Origin of the sequence: Heyndrickxia sp. MSNUG, from assembly GCF_049532715.1 — a bacterium.
GTDB lineage: Bacteria > Bacillota > Bacilli > Bacillales > Cytobacillaceae > Mesobacillus.
The window spans coordinates 417,037-436,221 of sequence record NZ_CP150978.1 but is presented as its reverse complement, the minus strand read 5'-3'; the positions used below and the strand labels follow the sequence as shown (position 1 = coordinate 436,221).

Genomic DNA, 19,185 nt, shown 5'->3' with positions numbered 1-19,185 from the left:
AAAGCCCTACTGCCGGCTTTTTCAAAGATCGTATTCTTCCTTGGGCGTCAGGTGAGCTTCCTCGTCGCTTTGCTCCTGAGGGGAATCTGATGGGATAATTTGACCTAGGAAGAAATGATCCACCCTTACAGATCATTTTTCCTAGTTCTCACCTGGGCCGCTATGCTTAAAAGGAATATCACTGCTTGGATAAACATCCGCAAACCAGCGCAGAGTACTGTTGTGATGGTTAATAATCTGCTGAGCTGCTAATTCCTCTGAATCAAACGTACTGTGCGCATCTGAAACAAGAGTTACCTTATACCCCTTACTAAAAGCTCTCCGACACGTAGTATCAACACATAATTCCGTTTGAATCCCTGTAATATACAGCTCTTCAATCCCGCGACTTTTAAGTTCTTCGTCTAAGGAAGTCTTGAAAAATGAATCAGGAGTTGTTTTCTGGATCATCACATCTTCTGTCTGAGGCGAAAGATCGGGATGGATTTCCCACCCCTTTGTTCCATTTTCCAAAGACCCTCCCTGAGCTTCATTGTGCTGCACAAAAAAAATCGCTGTATTCGCAGCCCGTGCCTTGGTAATTAAATGGTTTATATTCAGAAGCAAGTTTCCCCCGTTGAATACCCCTTCTTCAAACATTCCATTTTGAACGTCAATTATTAAAAGTGCTTCCATTTCCTTTAACCTCCCCCTGAAAAATCAACTCTGCCTCATATTAGAAAACAGAGATTCCCTTAAAAACTCTCTGCTAATAAATACGGTGCATCGTAACCTTCGCATCCTGTCATCGAGTATTTTTTCCTTCAACGATCATTTCCCCAGAATCAGGCCGCCATTCATTAAAATGAAGCTGGTTTACTGAAGTTACTTTTTACAGATAACACAGCTGCGATCACAACGAGTAAATGAGTCATTAGAAAGGTATAAACATTAAAATACATACTATTCGTGTATTGATTAAACCAGCCGAAACGATAAATCCTCGAGTCAGGATCAGCTGGACTTCCTCCTAAAGCAATGACTAACTCATTTGCGTAATTTACGATGGCTGTTATCAAAAATACACAAAATATAAGCGAAAGAAGTAAAATCCATGCGTTAATTTTTCGATTGTTAACATGGTTTGATTTTTCTTTTACCAGCTTAAACGTTAAGACGTAACTCGCAATGAAAACAGGTGAAAAAAGCATGATGATTAAGAGGCCGAGATTACCATTACCTGAAATCACATCAGGTTTAATCGTAAAGATCTTTTCTATTAGGAAAAAGCCTAAGAATGACAATAAAAAGCTGATCATCCCAAAGATCGATTTCTTTTTCAAAGTAAGTCCCCTCTCTGTCCATCGTCATTTCGCTATAAAAATGTACTCTTGCACCAAACTCTTTGTCCAATCTTATTAATTGCTCCTTACATATGTTAATAATGCAAAACAATCTATTAAATATGAAAGGGGTAATTGCTATGTGTAATAACTGTTCATTTCACGATGACCATTCTAGTCGTACTAGTCCAAGCCGCAGCAGCCGATGCAATAAATGTGTGTGCGATCAACTAAGAAGGTTGCGCCGCGGCACAGAAGTAGACGTATTTTTATCTGGTGGTACAGTCTTAGAAGATGTCATTTTTCTGCGCTTTAACAACAATACTTGCTGCGCTTCTTTTAGAGATGAAGAAGAAGAACCAGGTACTACTATTTTCGTAGACTGTCGTGATGTCCAAGCTCTTAGAATCGAGTAAAAAATGATTAAGGGGCTTCTTCGTTTAATTGGAGGCCCCGATCCTTTATCTCAACAAAAATGGAGATTAATGCCTAATCTTAATTAAATGAGCATTTTCCACAACTTTGAATCCCAAACGAATATAATAATTAAATACTCTCTTGTTAGATGGAGTAGTTTCTAATTGAATCGCAACGAACTCTTCACTTTCCTCTAACCATTTAATAAAATAGCTGCCTATCCCTTCGTTTCGAACCTTCTCTTTAATGTATAGCTCATCAACTATTAAGATATTCCCCCCATACTCATTGCTCCAAAGGTAGACAAATATGGAGTACCCTATAATTGCATTATTTTTTTCCAAAATGACAATTCTAATTTTTTCTGGATTTTTCTTATACTCATTCATTGTTGCTGCCAATTTTGATGTGTTCATTGGCTGACCTTCAGTGTCTTCACTATAAAGTGAGTTCACCATTCCACAGAGTTCCATATAATCTTTGTCTTCATAACCTCTTATCTCAATATCCATAATTGCGCACCCTTATGGGAATATATTTTTTCTTTTCTAAACTAGACCCCGGAGCTTTGCACCCAATTTTTGAGTCTCTATTTCTCTCCCAAACAATCGCTCACTTTAATTCTCCAAATCAAATGGTCAAACCCTTCTCCCCAATAGTCCTTTAATAAGTAATCAGGTTGTCCAAATTTCTTGATCCAAATTTTTGGAGCAATCCTATACCCGCTATCCAAAAAAAATTCCTCCAGGCCTTTTTCCTGTAAGGTAAGATAGATTGAATGCAATAGTAAATTCGCTACCCCATTCTGTTGGTATTCGGGATGGACAAACACTGTCCCTACCTCGAACATCTCTTCAGATGCGTCGTCAATATGATCCCTAATAAGTTCGCTTGCTGGTCCATACTCAATCGAACCAATAACCTTATCACCATCCAGCGCTATTAAAAAATATCTTAATTCGCCATTGCTTTCCAAATCGGTTTTTATATATTTTTCCTTAATTTCAATTTCCGCCTTAATATCATCCAACCTATCGCCGATCCCTTCTTTCATGAACGTATCAGTGATCACGATGGAAAAAAATTGATTTAACTGCTTTATGTCATCCATTTTTGGTCTTCTTATCTCTAGCTCAGGCACTACGAGCCCTCCCACCCCAGTTCAATTCATTCGCACTGTAATGTAACTTCAACATAAAGAGCGTCAATCCTTCCTGAATTAACGCATTAATAAACTTAGCTTGATTCCAACATGAATTCCTTTTTATTAAAAGAAAGACCCTCAATACGCAAATGTACTGAGGGTCCTACACTTATAGTTTTTCTCCGTTTGTTTCAATAACTTCTTTATACCAGAAGAAGGACTTTTTCCGTTTGCGTTCCAGTGTCCCGCTGCCGTCGTCATGCTTGTCGACATAGATGAAGCCATAACGTTTCGAGAACTCACCAGTTGACATACTTACCATGTCGATGCAGCCCCAGCTCGTATAGCCCATCAATTCCACACCATCTTCAATCGCTTCACCCATCGCTTTAATGTGGTCGCGAAGATAATCAATCCGGTAGTCGTCATTGATCGAGCCGTCTTCTTCCACATGGTCCCGGGCTCCTAATCCATTTTCAACAACGAACAGTGGAACCTGGTAACGGTCGTACAATTGATTCAAGCTGATACGCAATCCTGTCGGGTCGATCTCCCATCCCCAATCGCTCGCCTTCAGGAACGGATTCTTCACTCCGCCAATCAGGTTGCCTTCTGAGCTGCCAAAACCAGACTTGTCTTTCATCTCAGTCCTGGACATATAGTAGCTGAATCCAATGTAATCGACCGTACCCTCTTTGATTAGTTCGAGGTCGCCATCCCGAATGTCCAACTCGATGTTATGCTCTTTGAAATACCGTTTGATAAAAGCAGGGTACTCCCCTCGAACCTGTACATCAGCACAGAAGTAGTTGAAGAAACGTTCCTCCTGAAGGGCATACATGACATTTTCCGGATTGGAATCATAGGAATACGCCGGCGCATATAAAATCATGCAGCCGATTTTCGCATCCGGAATGATCTCATGACACGCTTTTACCGCAATGCTGCTGGCAACAAACTGGTGATGGTACGCCTGGAAGGTAGGCTGGTATTTATCCTCTTCCTTTTGGATGGCGAATCCAAGTCCCATGATCGGCATGATCAAGCCGCTGTTAATTTCATTGAAGGTCATCCAGTACTTCACTTTATTCTTATAACGGTTGAAGATTGCTTTGACGTATCTTTCAAAGAAAGTAACTACTTCGCGATTTCTCCATCCGCCATATTCTTTTACAAGAGTGACAGGCATCTCATAGTGGGAAATTGTCACAACCGGCTCAATGCCATGCTTGTGCAGCTCATCGAACACCCGGTCATAAAACGCGAGCCCTTCCTCATTCGCTTCAAGTTCATTCCCGTTTGGAAAAATCCTTGTCCAGGCGATCGACATGCGAAACACCTTAAAACCCATTTCCGCAAAAAGAGCAATGTCTTCCTTGTAGCGATGATAGAAATCAATGCCTTCATGATTTGGATAGTAGCCATATTTCTCCCGGTCAATTTCAAAATTGAAACCAGGAGTCTGCAGGATATCCAGTCTTTCTTTCCCACCAGGAAGGACATCCGCGATATTCAAGCCCTTGTTCCCTTCGTAAAAGCCACCCTCCATCTGGTTGGCCGCCGTAGCACCGCCCCACATAAAACCTTCAGGAAATTGATATGTCTTCATCTGAATACCTCCCGCTCATTTTTCAAACTATAAAAAAATCATACCTTCGCCGGACCAGGCAGTAAATAACCGCAGAGCAATTAGTTTCGGATGACAGAGGAAGTCATTCGTTTCACAGATGTCACACCTTGTGTCTTAGCGAATCACTTATGATAAAATGAGGATATTGATTTATAACAGGCTGTGCTAAAGCTGAATGTTGATTTTAATACCCTGTTGATTGTAGTGGAAGGCGCGTAGACTCCTGCGGGCTCAGCTGGGCAGGTGAGACCCCGCAGGAGCGAAGCGACGAGGAGGCTCAGCGCCAGCCCCGCGGAAAGCGAAGCGCCTGGAACGAAAATCAACAGCCTTGTTACAGAGCCTTATTAAAAGGAGAATAAGCCCCCATGTTCTCAAATGATATGATTGCCTCATTCAATGAATTAGAAACTTCTTTATATAATTACATCATCCAAAACAGCGATAAAGTCGCTTATATGCGGATTCGCGAACTGGCAGATGAAACCCATGTATCAACAGCGTCGATTCTGCGCTTCTGCAAAAAACTTAACTGTGAGGGCTTTACTGAATTTAAAGTGAAGCTGAAAATGTATCTCGAAGAGAATAAAAAAACCGTCATTAAAAGCTCCCAGCAATCCGTCGTCGAGTTTTTTGAGCGGACATTAAAAGGCGATATTGAGGAAAAAATCAGTCAGGCTGCCCATCTTGTGAACCAGGCAGACAATGTGATTTTCATCGGCATTGGAAGCTCCGGGATTCTCGCAGAATATGGTGCGCGGTACTTCTCAAGCCTCGGCACCTTTTCAATGTACATCAAGGACCCCCACTTTCCGATTCACGCCAAATTGCGGAGTAACAGTGTCACGATTGCATTATCTGTCTCAGGAGAAAATCCCTTTACCGTCACCCATCTCAACCAGCTGAAACAAGAAGGAAGCAAAATCATCAGCATCACAAACAATAAATTCTCTACCATCGCAAAAATATCTGATTTAAACATTGCATACTATGTAACCGAGGAATTTCACGAAGAAGCGAACATCACGACACAGGTGCCCGTTGTTTATATTTTAGAAGCAATGGCCCGTGAGATTTATAAGCTAAAATAAAAATAGACCATCGATCTTATGAGATCTTTGGTCTATTTTTATTTAAAATATGCCTCTTCATGCTTTAAATGTGCTCTTTTTATAGTTTTGCAGCTCGATTGAATACGTAATTTCAGCTGAAAACCGTTTTATTTCTAGTTGAAGAAAGTTTATTACTAGTAAGAGAAGATTTATTACTAGTAAGTTATTCTTTATTACTTGTAAGTGATGCTTTATTACCAGTAAATGAAGTTTTATCACCAGTAGGAGATTTTCCACCTGTCGGATCATTTAAATTTCATTATTCTAGCGATTTATGGTGATCCCAACCATTTGTCTTGCCATTGTAAAAGCCCAACATGCAGCTGGAGGTGCTTTTTTCACTAGTTAGAACTTTTTTCAATGGCCGGAGGTTTTTTATCAACGGTTGGAATCTTTTTATAAACGGTTGGAACTATTTTATTAACGGTTGGAACTATTTTATTAACGGTTGGGACCTTTTTATTAACGGTTGGGACCTTTTTTATCCACGGTTGGACCTTTTTTTCATCAGTTTGAGCTTTTTCACTAGCTAGGACTCTTTTTCACCAGTTAGCTTTCTCACTAGCTAGGACTCTTTTTCACCAGTTGGCTAAAAATATAGCCGATTTGTGCTCCTCCACCATTTACCTTTAAAAATCCAACTTACTGATTCCCCTTCTTAACCCATTCCGCAACAGTAACCGTGCGCTTTGCCTGATATTTTACAGCCGCCTGGACATCTTCTACCATTTTCCCGTCCTGGTCCACGGTCACGCTTGTTCCATACGGGTTTCCGCCGGCTGCAAAAGTCACCTGGTCGGTATAGCCCGGCGCAGCGACAATCGCGCCCCAGTGGTACATGCTTGTGTAAAGTGATAAAATGGTGGCTTCTTGTCCGCCATGCGGGTTCTGGGCGGAGGACATCGCACTCACGACTTTGTTCACTAATTTCCCTTTAGCCCAAAGTCCGCCCGTCATATCAAGGAATTGCTTCATTTGTGACGGCATGTTTCCAAAGCGGGTCGGCACACTGAAAATAATCGCATCTGCCCATTCCAAATCTTCTGGTGTAACCTCAGGAACATCCTTCGTTGCCTCAACCGTCGCTTTCCAGGCCGGATTTCCTTCAATAGCCGATTCAGGAGCCAATTCCTTCACCTTGAAAACCTTCACTTCCGCTCCAGCTTCCTCGGCCCCTTCCTTCGCCCATTTTGACAGTTGAAAGTTCGTTCCCCCCATGCTGTAAAAAATCACTGCTAGATTAACATTCGCCATTTCATCCATCTCCTTTATCAATGAAATTCTTTCTAAGCTATCTTTTCTTTGTCTCATAGTCTATATACCTGAATGAGCAGTTTTTAAGCATTCTGGGCAAAAAAAAGCCTTATCCCTTAAAAAGATAAGACTCTCATTTTACTCTATTCGCAGTTACAAACCCCTGTACCACTGTGCAGCCGCTTCAACCTCCTGCAGCGTTAACTGGTGGCCTCTGTTCTCCCAATGCAATTCGACTTTGGCATTTGCTTTTTCCAACAAAGATTGTAGTTCTTCTGATTCGGAAGGAGGGCAGATTGGATCATTCGTGCCGGCAGCAATAAATACCGGCGTCCCTGTTAGATCCGGGAGCTCGATTCCTTTACGAGGAACCATCGGATGATGAAGAATCGCACCCTTAAGAGCATTTTGGTAGTGAAACAGCAAGCTAGCAGCAATATTTGCTCCATTCGAATACCCAACAGCGATCACATTGTGACGGTCAAACCCATACTTCACCGCCGCTTCATCTAAAAACTCATTTAATTCCTTCGTCCGGAAAATCAGGTCTTCGATATCAAATACACCTTCAGCAAGCCTGCGGAAAAAGCGAGGCATGCCATTCTCCAATACATTCCCTCTTACACTTAACACAGAAGCCTTTTCATCAATCATTCCCGCGATCGGCAGCAGGTCTAATTCATTTCCTCCCGTACCATGCAGCAGCAACAGCGTTGGCTTATTATCATTTGTCCCCTTATTAAAAACGTGCTTCACTATTCAATCTCCTCCATTTCCTGCACCGCTACAGGCGCTAAGATTGCTTCTAATTCTTCCCTTTTCGGTTCAAGCCAGGAAGGCAGCATAATCCTTTCTCCCAGTCTATCCAAAGGTTCATCCACTGTAAAACCAGGAGCGTCCGTTGCTATTTCGAACAGGATTCCTCCACCTTCGTGAACATAAATCGAGTTAAAATAATTCCTGTTTTTTACCTCTGTTGGGTAATATCCTTTTTCCTGAAGCAGGGCTCTCCACTTTAAAAGCTCAGCTTCATCTTTTGCTCTCCAGGCAATATGATGGACCGTTCCGGCGCCCATCAGCCCGCGTACAGATGGAGTAAGCTTGATAACAATTATATTACCAAGCTCTGCATCCGTTTTGAACCGAAGGAAGCCCTCCTCCTGCCCAACACATTCAAGTCCCAAAATATGCTCAAGTACCTCTGCCGTTTTATGAGGCTGTGCAGAAATGAGGGTAGCACCGCTAAAGCCTTTAATCGCCACCTCGGACCGCACGGCACCAAAGCTCCAGCCATTGACTGTCCCTCCATTGCGTTCAACCAGCTCGATTTCCAGACCATCCGGATCCTGCAGTTTTACATACTTTTCTCCAAATCGCACATCCGCAGAAAACTCTACTCCGAATTTCTTGAGCCTGTTCTTCCAAAATTCCAGAGAACCCTCCGGAATCACATAACCCGTCACCCCTACTTGCCCAATGCCAATCCGGCCTTTCAGCTGTTTTGGCCAAGGAAAAAAGGTAATCACCGTTCCGGGCTGACCAGATTCATTGCCAAAATAAAGATGATACACTTCCGGACGGTCAAAGTTGATTGTTTTTTTCACCAATCTCAACCCTAGTACCCCTGCATAAAAATCAATCGTCCTTTGTGCGTCGTTCACCATAGCGGTGATGTGATGGATTCCCGCTGTCTTTAGCATGCTCCCCCTCCTTTCAACTGCTGGTAAAAAATCATTTCGGTCTTTCAATCGTAAAAATCTCGCCAATCTTTGCGTAATCCTGGCCAGCAAGCCTGCTAACAGCTGCCAGTCTTGCAGGGTCTATTCTTCCATTTTCATAAATGGCTTCGTCTATATGGAATTGGACCACTTTTCCGATTATGAAATCGCAGCCAGGAGACTCCGAGCCGCCCAGTTCCAGAGCATGCTCCAATCTGCATTCCATCCTGATCTTCGCTTCCTTCACTCCAGGTACAGTAATTTTCAAACTAGCTGCGGGTGTTAATTGCGCCAGTTCAACCTCACTCTGGTCTGGCGGGAGGCTAGCGGCAGTGGCGTTCACTTTTTCAACATTATCTTCATCAACAATATGGACGACGAATTCCTTTGCCGCCAGGATGTTTCTGGCTGTATCCTTCTGTCTTCCTTCTGCCCGCTGAATCGATAAAGAGATCATCGGCGGATTGGAGGAGACAATGTTAAAATAGCTGAACGGTGCTCCATTCAATACACCATCCTGAGAGAGGGAGGTCACGAATGCAATCGGACGCGGGATAATACTGCCGATCAGCAGTTTATAATTATCCCTTTCAGTGTTTGTGACTGGATCGATTGAAATCACTGCTTCATCCCTCCTCCAATTCCCTCAAAGTAATTGGCAGCAAACTATTCTCAATCGTCTCTCTGTGATTTTCATATTGTTTCGGCAGCTTCAGCTCTTCCCCCATCGTTTCAGGCGACTCATCGTGAGCGAAGCCTGGAGGATCAGTGGCAATCTCAAACAGGATTTCTCCATGTTCCCTGAAGTAAATCGCGTTAAAATAATTCCGATCCTGGACAGGAGTAACACCATACCCATTCGCTGCCACATACTTCTGCCAGTCCAATTGGTCCTCATCATCCTTTGCCCGCCAGGCAATATGGTGTACCGTGCCGACACCCATCTGCCCGCGGCCAATAGGGGTCAATTTTAAATCAATAATATTTCCGATGTCCGCAGCAGAACGATAGCGGGCAAAATCTCCCGCTTCGCCTGCTTTTTCAAGCCCCATCACCTTTTCCAGCAGCTCAGCCGTTTGTTCAGGACGTGCGGACAACAGTGTCGCTCCCCCAAACCCTTTGATGGCAACCTCAGGTGTTACTCCCCCGAACGTCCACATATTATATTCGCCTTCTGTCCGCTCGACAATTTCAAGATGAAGACCATGCGGGTCATCAAATTCGAGATACTGCTCACCGAAGCGTTCCATTTTTGTAAAAGCAACCTGGAACTTCTGCAATCTTTCTTCCCAAAAGTCCATTGCCCCCGGCGGAACGACGTATGATGTCACCCCAACCTGGCCGTCACCGATTTTCCCTTTGTATGCATCTGGCCATGGAAAAAAGGTAATAATCGTGCCCGGTTTTCCGCCATCATTTCCGAAATAAAGATGGTACGTGCCAGGATCATCAAAATTCACCGTTTGCTTCACTAAGCGCAAGCCTAAAACACCTGCGTAAAAATCAACATTTTCCTGCGGATGGCCAACAATAGCCGTAATATGATGAATTCCCATCGTTCTTTTGCTCATTCGGGACACTCCTTAGATTAGACGTTTTCATACGATACACATTAATACTTTTACCAAAACACAGCATTTATTTTAATCAAACGTTTGATTAAAATAAAAACGCATCAAGACTATATAGACCAGGTCCAATTAGCGCAATTCCGATCGCTGTTGCAAGCAATGTTAAGTTGTACTCATATCCATTTGATGTTGACCATAAACCATTAGCACCGTGGACCTTGACGATTGCCATCACCATCGTGCCAGCAATCATCACACCTGCAAGTGGAGTCAATAACCCTAAAGCAAACAAGAATCCTCCAATCAATTCAGCCAAACCTGCAAATAGCGCCATCGTTACTCCTGGCTTCATGCCAATGGATTCAAACCAGCCGCCCGTGCCTTTCAAGCCATAGCCCCCAAACCAGCCAAACAACTTTTGCGCTCCGTGCCCCACGAACAATACTCCAATAACCAAACGTATTATCAATAAACCAATATTCATCATCTTTATTTCCTCCTAATATTTTATCTTGAGTTCGAGATATTAAACCATAAAAAATTTATACCTTTATCTTTTTCAAAAGCTCAGTTAATACATGTGCCTCATCATCATCGAATGAATCAAACATTGAATCAACCATTTCATGATGCTTTGGCATGATTTCATCCATTAATGCTGTTCCCTCTGAAGTCATCACAACATGGATCACCCGGCGGTCACTCGGACACGGACTCCGCCTCAACAGTCCCCGCTGCTCCAGCTTATCAATCACGTAAGTCATCGAACTGCTGGATATCAAGATACTGCTGCCAATTTGCTGGATTGTCTGCTTTCCCCTGTGATACAAAACCTCTAAAACCGAAAACTCCGTAATATTCAATTTGCTTTTACTGATCCCGTCTCTTATTTTTTCCTGAATCGCTTTTGACGTGTGCATTAACAGCAAGAACGGCTGGTTCGTACATTTCCTTTCCACGATCAAACACCTTCTTTTTAAAAGGGCAACGCAGCTTATGGTGTTGCCCTTTATGAATGATTACAAATACTCTTTTTCGAGGTTGAGCGTACTGCGCACTGTATCAATCGGGCGGACAAAACTCTCGATTTGCTCGCGTTTTGATTCAAGGAATGGCGGCAATGACAATTTCTCACCAAGCGTGTCGTACGGCTCATCTCCCATGAATCCTGGGCCATCTGTCGCCCATTCGAATAAGATTCCAGGTGCAACGCGTGCATATAACGATTCAAAGAAGAACCGGTCAACATAACCAGATACCCCGAAACCAGCACCTTTCATATGGTCGATCCATTCATACAGAACCGCCGTGTCCTCCACTCGGAATGCCGTATGGTGGACGGTACCAAATCCCTGGCGTCCAGCCGACAGAACGGTATTATGCTCGACAATAACCTGCGCACCATTTCCCCCCTCACCCATTTCAAACAGGTGGAGTGAACCTTCATTGGAAATCTCCCGCATGTACATCACTTTTTCTAACACTTCTTTAAAATAGTCAAAGCGAGAGATACGGATGTGGATTGGTCCCAGACCGGTAATCGCAAACTCCAAAGGAACCGGGCCATCTTGCCATGGTGTGCCAGAAGCAATCCCTTCATTGAACTCATCCGAAACCAGCATGTATTGCTGGTCATCAAAATCAGCGAAAGAAATCGTCTTCTTGCCAAACAAATCTTGGATGCCAGTATGCTTCACATTGTATTTATCAAATCGCTTCACCCAATACTCAAGCGCCGCATCAGTCGGCACGCGGAATGAAGTCTTATAAATTTCATCCGTTCCGTGAGATCCTTTCGGAATGCCCGGAAAATCAAAGAAAGTCATATCCGTACCCGCAGACCCTTTATCATCCGCGAAAAATAAGTGATACGTGCGAATATCATCCTGGTTCACCGTTTTCTTCACCAAACGCATGCCAAGCACAAAAGTGAAAAACTCATAGTTCTTCTCCGCACTGCTCGTAATCGCCGTAACGTGATGGATCCCTTTTAAATGGTTCATCATTATCTCTCCTTTTATTTTATCTCGAAATCGAGATATTTATATAAAAAAATACCTAACTTTACTTTATCCAACATGCACTCGATAAAACAACTTAATTCAAATTTTAATATCTTGAATTCGAGATAATAATATCATGTATTTTTTAGTGTGTCAACAAACCTTTAGAAAATATCTCGAATTTGAGATTTTTATCTGAGATAGACCAACAAACAAATGTTATTCAATCTATACCTTTTTACAGGCTGAACAAGATACGCTCACTCATTCATTGTAAAAAAAGAACAAAAAAAACGCTGATCAGCTATAGTCGCGTAATCAGCGTTCTTCGTTCTTATCATCAGACACTTTCTCAAATAACTCGGAAAGGTAACCTTTCAGCTCAAAGCCTTCTTCATTCATAAATTCAGTAATCTGTTTCATTTTGTTTGTCCTCCGTTTACTAGTTTGTTAGTTATATTATTCCCAATCTACTAACCTTTTAATCCTCCCAATTTATAGAAAAACCTTCGGGGGGCCCGAAGGTTATTTTTCTGCGAGAACCTCTTTGTATTCTGTTTTCTTATCAAATTCTTTTTTAGCGTAGGAGCATAAAGGAACAATCTTCAATCCTTCCTTCTTTGCTTTTTCGACCACAAGGCGCACTAGTTCCTCCGCCAGTCCTTGTCCCCGCTGGGCTGGATCTATTCCCGTATGATCAATGACAATCACGTTCTCTCCATCCCGGCTAAACGTAACTTCACCAACTTCTAAACCTTGAGCATCCTTCGCTACAAAACGACCAACTTCTTCTGCAAATTCAAACGACATACAGCACCTCCAAAATGAATTCATATTCATTATAATTCCCTTTGAAAAAATAATATAACCTGAGGAAAGAATTAATTAAAATTCACTTTTAAAAAATAATTTATCCTGAGAATTCCCTTTGACAAAAAATATAATGTGAGGAAAAAAGTGAGGACTTTAGAGGAAGTTTTAGACAGAACAAAAGCTGATCAGCATATCAGGATCAGCTCTCTTGTTTATCTTCATGATCTGTAACTTTTTCAAACAGTTGTGAAAGGTAGCCATTTAACTCAAAACCATCTTCCTTCATAAATTCGATAATATGATCCACTTTAACCGACCTCCTTGTTTTGTTGTTGTTGGTTATAGTATTCCCACCCTATCAATCTTTTAATCCACCAATTTATGGTTTCATAGAGTTAGACGCAGGCGAGTTCGAAAATGTTGCAGATTTCTTTAAATTTTTTGACAAAAAAGATTCACACACACTTTTAACTATTTATGATTCAATGAAAATGTACTCGATTTTGAGAGAATAGGAAGGTGAAGTATGTTCATTAAACCTCGTTTTAAAAGTAAAGAACTAAAAATCCTGACTGCACTGAACACTCGCATGGACTTGCCCGAAAAGGAAAAACAGCAATATTGGAGTCTGCAAAAAGGGTTTGAAGGCGAGCTGCAATTCGACCACCGTATTGCCGCACTCGAAACCGAAAACCTTGTTTTAACCGATTTGCTGTTAGAAGTGAGCGGCTCCGTATTCCAAATTGATTCCCTCGTTATTTTTCAAGACGCAATTTACCTTTTTGAAGTAAAAAACTACGAAGGGGACTATTATTACGATGGCGAGAAACTGCGGACCATTAGCGGCAAAGAGGTCAAAGACCCCCTCCTCCAGCTGAAACGAAGCGAATCCCTGTTGCGACAGCTGCTGAACAACCTCGGTTACAACTTCTCATTTAGAGGCGACGTCATCTATATCCATCCTGAATTCGCATTGTTCCACGCCCCCAAAGACGAACCCATCATTCTCCCCGCCCAACTGAACCGATTCATGAAAAAACTCAATAACATCAAATCCAAGACTTCAGTTCGAAACACCAAGTTGGCAGAGAAAATATTGTCCTTGCATTTACCTGAGTCACCTATGGAAAGGATTCATGAGTATGAGTATGGGATGTTGCGGAAGGGGGTGTTTTGTGTGGAGTGTGGTGGAGTTCTAAGTGACTATAAATGGCCGAGTTTAACTTGTACTAAATGCGGAACTCAGGAAAATGTAGAGTCTGCGATTCTCCATAGTATAGAAGAATACAAACTCCTCTTTCCAAAAGAAAAAATCACCACGAATACTATATTTGAATGGAGTGGTTATATCATACCTAAAAGAACAATTAAGCCAATTCTAGAGAAGAACCTTAAGGCAACAGGCTATGGTCAATGGACTTATTACGAATAAACCTTTAAAGCATCGAAACTTTAATCTTGAACAGCTTCTTATCCCTTTTATCGATCTAACAACCCTTATTGGAACATACGGTTAGCGATTTTTCATCATGTTATCGGTACAATAATCTCTATTGGAACATCGATTGAGTCATTTTCAATCTTTCATTGTTCCAATCACCTCTATTGGAACATCGCAGGACCGGTTTTCACCTTTTCATTGTTCCAATAACCTCTATTGGAACATCGAAGGATCAGTTTTCACCTTTTCATTGTTCCAATAACCCCTATTGGAACATCGCAGGACCGATTTTCACCTTTTCATTGTTCCAATAACCCCTATTGGAACATCGAAGGATCAGTTTTCACCTTTTCATTGTTCCAATAACCCCTATTGGAACATTGCAGGACCGGTTTTCACCTTTTCATTGTTCCAATAACCTCTATTGGAACATCGAAGGATCAGTTTTCACCTTTTCATTGTTCCAATAACCCCTATTGGAACATCGCAGGACCCGTTTTCGCCCTTTCATTGTTCCAATAGCCCCTATTGGAACATCAAATGAGTCATTTTCACCCGCTCAGTGTTCCAATGACCACTATTGGAACATCGGGCGGGCAGTTTTCCCCTTTTCATTGTTCCAATAATCTCGATTGAAGAGCAAGTTTGGGTCGATCCCCTTCTACTTCTATCCATTCAACCGCCAAACCCCATAATTAAGCCCCATCGCATAAGCAACCCAAGCCACATAAGGGATCATCAGTCGGCCTGCGATTTTGTCCTTCTGAAAATATTGATAAGTGGTTAATGTGATCATGCCTAGAAGCAGCGCAATTTCGGCAAAGGCGGCTCCTCGCAATCCCCATCTGAAAAATAAGAACGACCAGAGGAAATTCAAGCCAAGCTGAATATCATAAAGTGCATTCGCTGTGGAGGTTGGTTTCTTTTTCAGCGATATCCGGTAATTCGCAAGGCCCATCGTTGCATAAAGGCCTGTCCACACGACTGGAAACACCCAGGATGGCGGTGCATATGCAGGTTTCTTAAGCTTGCTGTAAATCTCCTTGGCATTTTTCGTGGCTACCATGCCGGTCACCATCCCGCCAACAACCGGGATCAAAATCTCCTTGAGCAATTTACCTTTTTCAACCTTGCCGTCCACTGCTAATATGTTCATTCGCCATGCACCTGCTTTCCTCGTTTCTCTTACTTTTTCCTAATTCACTGTAAGAAAAACACAAAAATGCGCTCCTCCCCGGAGAAGCGCATTTCATCTAAAAACCCGTCAAGCTCTCAAACATCATTCCTCAATCCACCGCCAAACGCTAAACACCAAAGTCCTAACTCTCCCCAAAACCCAGCCACAACTCCATCGCGGAATCCAGCTCCGTAGTCAAGTCCTGCTTCTTAGAATATAACTTATTAACCTCCTCATAATCCATCGGGTTAAGCGCCATCACCAAATCCAGCTCGAAAATTTCCTTCTCCAAACTTTCAATCTTGATCAGCGCCTTTTCTTTCACAGTTTCCGCCTTACCATCAACAGGCCGAACCCGCTCCTGCTTCACTTTTACAGCAGCCGGCTCTTCAACAACAGTGACCTTCTCTTTCTCACCCTTATAAAAATCATAATTCCCATCGTAGCTCCTAAATCCACAATCCACAACCGCGATAACCCGTTCACCAATCTTATTGATAAAATAACGGTCATGCGAGATAAAGAAAATCGTGCCTTTAAAATCCTCGAGCGCAGCCTCAAGGGTCTCGATGGAATCGATATCAAGGTGGTTCGTCGGCTCATCAAGGATCAGCAGATTGATATCCTGGAACATCAGCATTGCAAGCTTAAGCCTGATCCGCTCGCCGCCTGATAAAAACTTCACCTTTTTGAACACGCTTTTTTTATAAAACATGAACTTTGCCAGGTATTCACGCGCTTTGCCCTCCACGATTGAAATATCCTCGCGGAAGCACTCAAGCACGGTAAGCTCTTCATTTTCAAAAACAATCTTCTGGGGCAGATAGGCGGCCATCACATTTGCACCTAGCTCTACCACACCGCTATCCGGCTGCTCTTCGCCTAAAAGCATCTTCAAGAACGTCGTCTTCCCGCTGCCGTTGGGACCGACGAGCCCGACTCGTTCTCCGTAATGAATCATCAAATCGGCGCCATCAAAAATCACCTTGTCATCATAGCTTTTCTCCAAACCAATCGCCTTGATCGTCTCATTCCCCGACCTTACAGCATCGTTAAAATGAAGCCTCATATTCCTTCGTTCAAAAACCGGCTTATCAATGCGTTCCATTTTGTCGAGCTTCTTCTGGATGCTTGCTGCTCGCTTGAAAAACTTGTTGTTATCCGCCCGCATTGCCCAGTCGCGCAAGCTCATGACCTGCTTCTCCATGTTGTTAAGCTTTTTCTGCTGCTCACGGAAATGCTCATATTGGATACGCATATTTTCTTCTTTTTGGCTGATAAAAGCGGAATAGTTCCCCTTATAAGAAATTGATTCCATATCCTCAATCTCAACGATTTTGTTCACGACATGATCAAGGAAATAGCGGTCATGGGAGACGATCAGCACGATTCCCTTGTAGTTCTTCAAAAAGCCTTCAAGCCATTCGATCGATTCCATATCGAGGTGGTTGGTCGGCTCATCAAGCAGCAGGATGTCCGGCTGGTGAATCAGGATCTTCCCCAGACCCACCGTCGTTTTTTCCCCGCCGCTCAGCAAATCAAAATCCTTATTTAAAAAGCTCTCGCTGAATTTCAAGCCCGTGCACACCTTGCTCATCTTTTCTTCCTGGTCATATCCGCCTTTCACTTCATATAACTGCACGAGGTCACTGTACTTATTCAACGCTTTCTCCAGAGCAGCATCTGCTAATACCTGCATCTGCACCTCGATTTCTCGCATCTGCGCCTCAATTTCGTGAACCTCTTCAAACGCCAGATTCAGCACATCAATAACTTTCAGCCCTTCCGGATACGACGGGATTTGCTCAAGGTAAGCGATCGTCGCCCCTCTTGGACTGTGAATCAAGCCTTCATCATATCCAGGGCTTGAAGTTTGCGGGTATCCGGGATAATAGTGCATGTGTTCAATCCCCGCAATCAGCTTGAGAATCGTACTCTTCCCGCTGCCATTCGCACCAACAATCCCAATCCGGTCTCCTTCGAATGCTTCTACTGTAAAATTTTCTACGACAAGCGTCGCTTCCATATATTTTTTAATGCCATGCACCTTTAATTCAAACATACCAATTCCTTCTTTCATCCATATAGTAAGCTACGCTTTTATGGACAGGACAAAGAAGAACTTCTTTTACTATTCATTTTAAAAAAGTGCTGCTTGATAAGCAGTCATTAAACTAAAAAAGACCATAAGAAGAGGGTGTCTTCTTACAGTCTTGAATACTCAGTGAATATCATTGATCCGGGTCAGCATACAAAAAATCCCGTGCCTAAAAAAGCACATTCGTATGCCATGCCATCTCCAAAACCTCCTGAAGAATCCCCAATCATCATTCCGAGTTCAGTAAAGTAAGTTACCTTCTAATTGCCTTCATTCCATAAGAGCATAACAAATAAACCTAACCAAATTAGGTGATTTACACTCATTACAAAACGCGTATTAATTTTTTAAAAATTAATAATTAGCAATTAGATGTTGGTTCCATAAACTTACTTTCCCTCCTCTGAAATTTTCTTTATTATCTCAGGTTTGCATAAATTTGTAAACGTTTATATTGGATAAATTTCCATATTTTAGAACGAAGCAATACCTGCACCCTATTTAAAAAATGTGAAGATAATCATTAACAAAAATAAAATCATTATATAGTTGACGGAATAGATAAAATTCATATGAGCCCATATTAGGTCATCCTTTTTAAAATACCCGCTGACACTCATCACAAGCCAGCCTATATTTAGTAGGGTAGCTAAAGAAATAAAGGCTGTTCCGAGCGGTGCTAAATAAAATGGCAGCGGAAGCAAGCAGCCTATATATAAAACAATCTGTCTCTTTGTGATGGCAAATCCGCGAACAACTGGAAGCATAGCAACTCCTGCAGCTCTATATTCAGAGCACTTCTTCATCGCAATTGCAAAAGTATGCGGCATCTGCCAAATAAATAAGATGAAAAACAACACGATCGGGACAATATGAAAAGCTGAATCGATTGATGCCCACCCAATTAAAGGAGTAACCGCTCCGGAAATACTTCCAATAAGAGTGTTCCAAGTATATCTGCGCTTGGACCACATTGTATACAATACAACGTAGGTGAACCAGCCAACCGCAGCATAAATGACTGTTTCAGCTGTTGTGAATAGTAAAAGGATAAATCCGATGATCGTTAGGACAATTCCTGCCGTTAAGACGACTTTAAGTGGAATGGTACCTGTTACTGTTGGCCTCGTTTTCGTTCGATCCATAACAGCGTCAATATCTGCATCGTACCAATTATTAAGGGCGAGCGCTCCAGCCATCACTAAGGTGCTGCCCAGAATCGTTAATATAACGACATCGATGTTGTCTGAATAGACTGTATCGGTAAAATACATAGCTAACCACAGGCCAGTAAAAACAGGCAGGACATTCGCAATTAGAACAATTCCTTTAAAAAGAGACATTAAATCAGAGAATAAGTTCGGTTTGCATTGTGTATGAATTTCATCCGCTTCGTCAAATTTTCGTTGAGATAGAATCATATGATCACATCCTTCCCTAACATTTGTCTTTCGGGTTGAACGGCGTGCAATAATTACCTATATATCA

20 protein-coding genes are annotated in these 19,185 nt (G+C 42.3%); 3 read left to right on the top strand and 17 right to left on the bottom strand.

The window, feature by feature from the left end:
- Positions 1–141: 141 nt before the first annotated feature.
- Both AABM38_RS02175 and AABM38_RS02170 read right to left on the bottom strand, forming a co-directional pair.
- Positions 142–675 (bottom strand): cysteine hydrolase family protein, encoded by a 534-nt coding sequence (locus AABM38_RS02175; RefSeq protein ID WP_423408920.1) that lies wholly within the window; start codon positions 673–675, stop codon positions 142–144.
- Between the two features lie 164 nt (positions 676–839).
- On the bottom strand, positions 840–1,322 hold the full coding sequence (locus AABM38_RS02170; RefSeq protein WP_423408919.1) for a hypothetical protein: 483 nt from the start codon (positions 1,320–1,322) through the stop codon (positions 840–842).
- Positions 1,323–1,462: 140 nt separating this feature from the next.
- Here AABM38_RS02170 and AABM38_RS02165 point away from each other — a divergent pair, with 140 nt between their 5' ends.
- Positions 1,463–1,738, top strand: coding sequence for a hydrolase (locus AABM38_RS02165; protein WP_335376954.1), 276 nt, complete (start codon positions 1,463–1,465; stop codon positions 1,736–1,738).
- Positions 1,739–1,804: 66 nt separating this feature from the next.
- On the opposite strand, the gene AABM38_RS02160 is transcribed toward AABM38_RS02165, so the two are convergent.
- The 3 genes from AABM38_RS02160 to AABM38_RS02150 all read right to left on the bottom strand — a co-directional run bounded on the left by AABM38_RS02160 (position 1,805) and on the right by AABM38_RS02150 (position 4,492).
- Positions 1,805–2,251 (bottom strand): GNAT family N-acetyltransferase, encoded by a 447-nt coding sequence (locus AABM38_RS02160; RefSeq protein ID WP_423408918.1) that lies wholly within the window; start codon positions 2,249–2,251, stop codon positions 1,805–1,807.
- 77 nt (positions 2,252–2,328) lie between these two features.
- Positions 2,329–2,880: a GNAT family N-acetyltransferase gene (locus tag AABM38_RS02155; RefSeq protein WP_423408917.1), complete on the bottom strand. Its 552-nt coding sequence runs from the start codon at positions 2,878–2,880 to the stop codon at positions 2,329–2,331.
- Between the two features lie 172 nt (positions 2,881–3,052).
- Positions 3,053–4,492, bottom strand: a complete 1,440-nt coding sequence (locus AABM38_RS02150; protein WP_423408916.1) for a glycoside hydrolase family 1 protein — start codon at positions 4,490–4,492, stop codon at positions 3,053–3,055.
- 386 nt (positions 4,493–4,878) lie between these two features.
- On the opposite strand from AABM38_RS02150, the gene AABM38_RS02145 reads away from it, so the two are divergent.
- Positions 4,879–5,601 carry a MurR/RpiR family transcriptional regulator gene (locus AABM38_RS02145; protein WP_423408915.1) on the top strand — a complete coding sequence of 241 codons (723 nt, stop codon included), beginning with the start codon at positions 4,879–4,881 and terminating at the stop codon, positions 5,599–5,601.
- A gap of 663 nt (positions 5,602–6,264) precedes the next feature.
- On the opposite strand, the gene wrbA is transcribed toward AABM38_RS02145, so the two are convergent.
- The 9 genes from wrbA to AABM38_RS02100 all read right to left on the bottom strand — a co-directional run bounded on the left by wrbA (position 6,265) and on the right by AABM38_RS02100 (position 12,978).
- Positions 6,265–6,876 (bottom strand): NAD(P)H:quinone oxidoreductase, encoded by a 612-nt coding sequence (wrbA, locus tag AABM38_RS02140; protein ID WP_423408914.1) that lies wholly within the window; start codon positions 6,874–6,876, stop codon positions 6,265–6,267.
- Positions 6,877–7,029: 153 nt separating this feature from the next.
- The gene (locus AABM38_RS02135; protein ID WP_423408913.1) at positions 7,030–7,632 is read right to left on the bottom strand and encodes an alpha/beta hydrolase; all 603 of its coding nucleotides are present in this window, start codon (positions 7,630–7,632) and stop codon (positions 7,030–7,032) included.
- The gene (locus tag AABM38_RS02130; RefSeq protein WP_423408912.1) at positions 7,632–8,576 is read right to left on the bottom strand and encodes a ring-cleaving dioxygenase; all 945 of its coding nucleotides are present in this window, start codon (positions 8,574–8,576) and stop codon (positions 7,632–7,634) included. Before AABM38_RS02130 ends, AABM38_RS02135 begins: the two co-directional genes overlap by 1 nt.
- A 31-nt stretch (positions 8,577–8,607) precedes the next feature.
- Positions 8,608–9,216: a flavin reductase family protein gene (locus tag AABM38_RS02125; RefSeq protein WP_423408911.1), complete on the bottom strand. Its 609-nt coding sequence runs from the start codon at positions 9,214–9,216 to the stop codon at positions 8,608–8,610.
- A 4-nt stretch (positions 9,217–9,220) separates the two neighbouring features.
- Entirely contained in the window at positions 9,221–10,165 is a 945-nt protein-coding gene (locus tag AABM38_RS02120) for a ring-cleaving dioxygenase (RefSeq protein WP_423408910.1), read from the bottom strand.
- 88 nt (positions 10,166–10,253) lie between these two features.
- A complete protein-coding gene (locus tag AABM38_RS02115) occupies positions 10,254–10,652 on the bottom strand; it encodes a DoxX family protein (RefSeq protein WP_423408909.1) in 399 nt (132 codons plus the stop codon).
- A gap of 55 nt (positions 10,653–10,707) precedes the next feature.
- Entirely contained in the window at positions 10,708–11,124 is a 417-nt protein-coding gene (locus AABM38_RS02110) for a MarR family winged helix-turn-helix transcriptional regulator (protein WP_423408908.1), read from the bottom strand.
- Between the two features lie 60 nt (positions 11,125–11,184).
- Positions 11,185–12,168, bottom strand: a complete 984-nt coding sequence (locus tag AABM38_RS02105; protein ID WP_423410627.1) for a ring-cleaving dioxygenase — start codon at positions 12,166–12,168, stop codon at positions 11,185–11,187.
- A 525-nt stretch (positions 12,169–12,693) separates the two neighbouring features.
- Positions 12,694–12,978: a GNAT family N-acetyltransferase gene (locus AABM38_RS02100; protein ID WP_423408907.1), complete on the bottom strand. Its 285-nt coding sequence runs from the start codon at positions 12,976–12,978 to the stop codon at positions 12,694–12,696.
- A 529-nt stretch (positions 12,979–13,507) separates the two neighbouring features.
- Between AABM38_RS02100 and AABM38_RS02095 the strand changes: the two genes are divergently transcribed.
- Positions 13,508–14,413 (top strand): nuclease-related domain-containing protein, encoded by a 906-nt coding sequence (locus AABM38_RS02095; protein ID WP_423408906.1) that lies wholly within the window; start codon positions 13,508–13,510, stop codon positions 14,411–14,413.
- 676 nt (positions 14,414–15,089) lie between these two features.
- Here the strand turns inward: AABM38_RS02095 and AABM38_RS02090 are convergent.
- The 3 genes from AABM38_RS02090 to cyoE all read right to left on the bottom strand — a co-directional run bounded on the left by AABM38_RS02090 (position 15,090) and on the right by cyoE (position 19,118).
- Positions 15,090–15,578 carry a TspO/MBR family protein gene (locus tag AABM38_RS02090; protein ID WP_423408905.1) on the bottom strand — a complete coding sequence of 163 codons (489 nt, stop codon included), beginning with the start codon at positions 15,576–15,578 and terminating at the stop codon, positions 15,090–15,092.
- A gap of 163 nt (positions 15,579–15,741) precedes the next feature.
- The gene (abc-f, locus tag AABM38_RS02085) at positions 15,742–17,661 is read right to left on the bottom strand and encodes a ribosomal protection-like ABC-F family protein (RefSeq protein ID WP_423408904.1); all 1,920 of its coding nucleotides are present in this window, start codon (positions 17,659–17,661) and stop codon (positions 15,742–15,744) included.
- A gap of 533 nt (positions 17,662–18,194) precedes the next feature.
- A complete protein-coding gene (gene cyoE / locus AABM38_RS02080) occupies positions 18,195–19,118 on the bottom strand; it encodes a heme o synthase (protein WP_423408903.1) in 924 nt (307 codons plus the stop codon).
- Between the last annotated feature and the right edge of the window lie 67 nt (positions 19,119–19,185).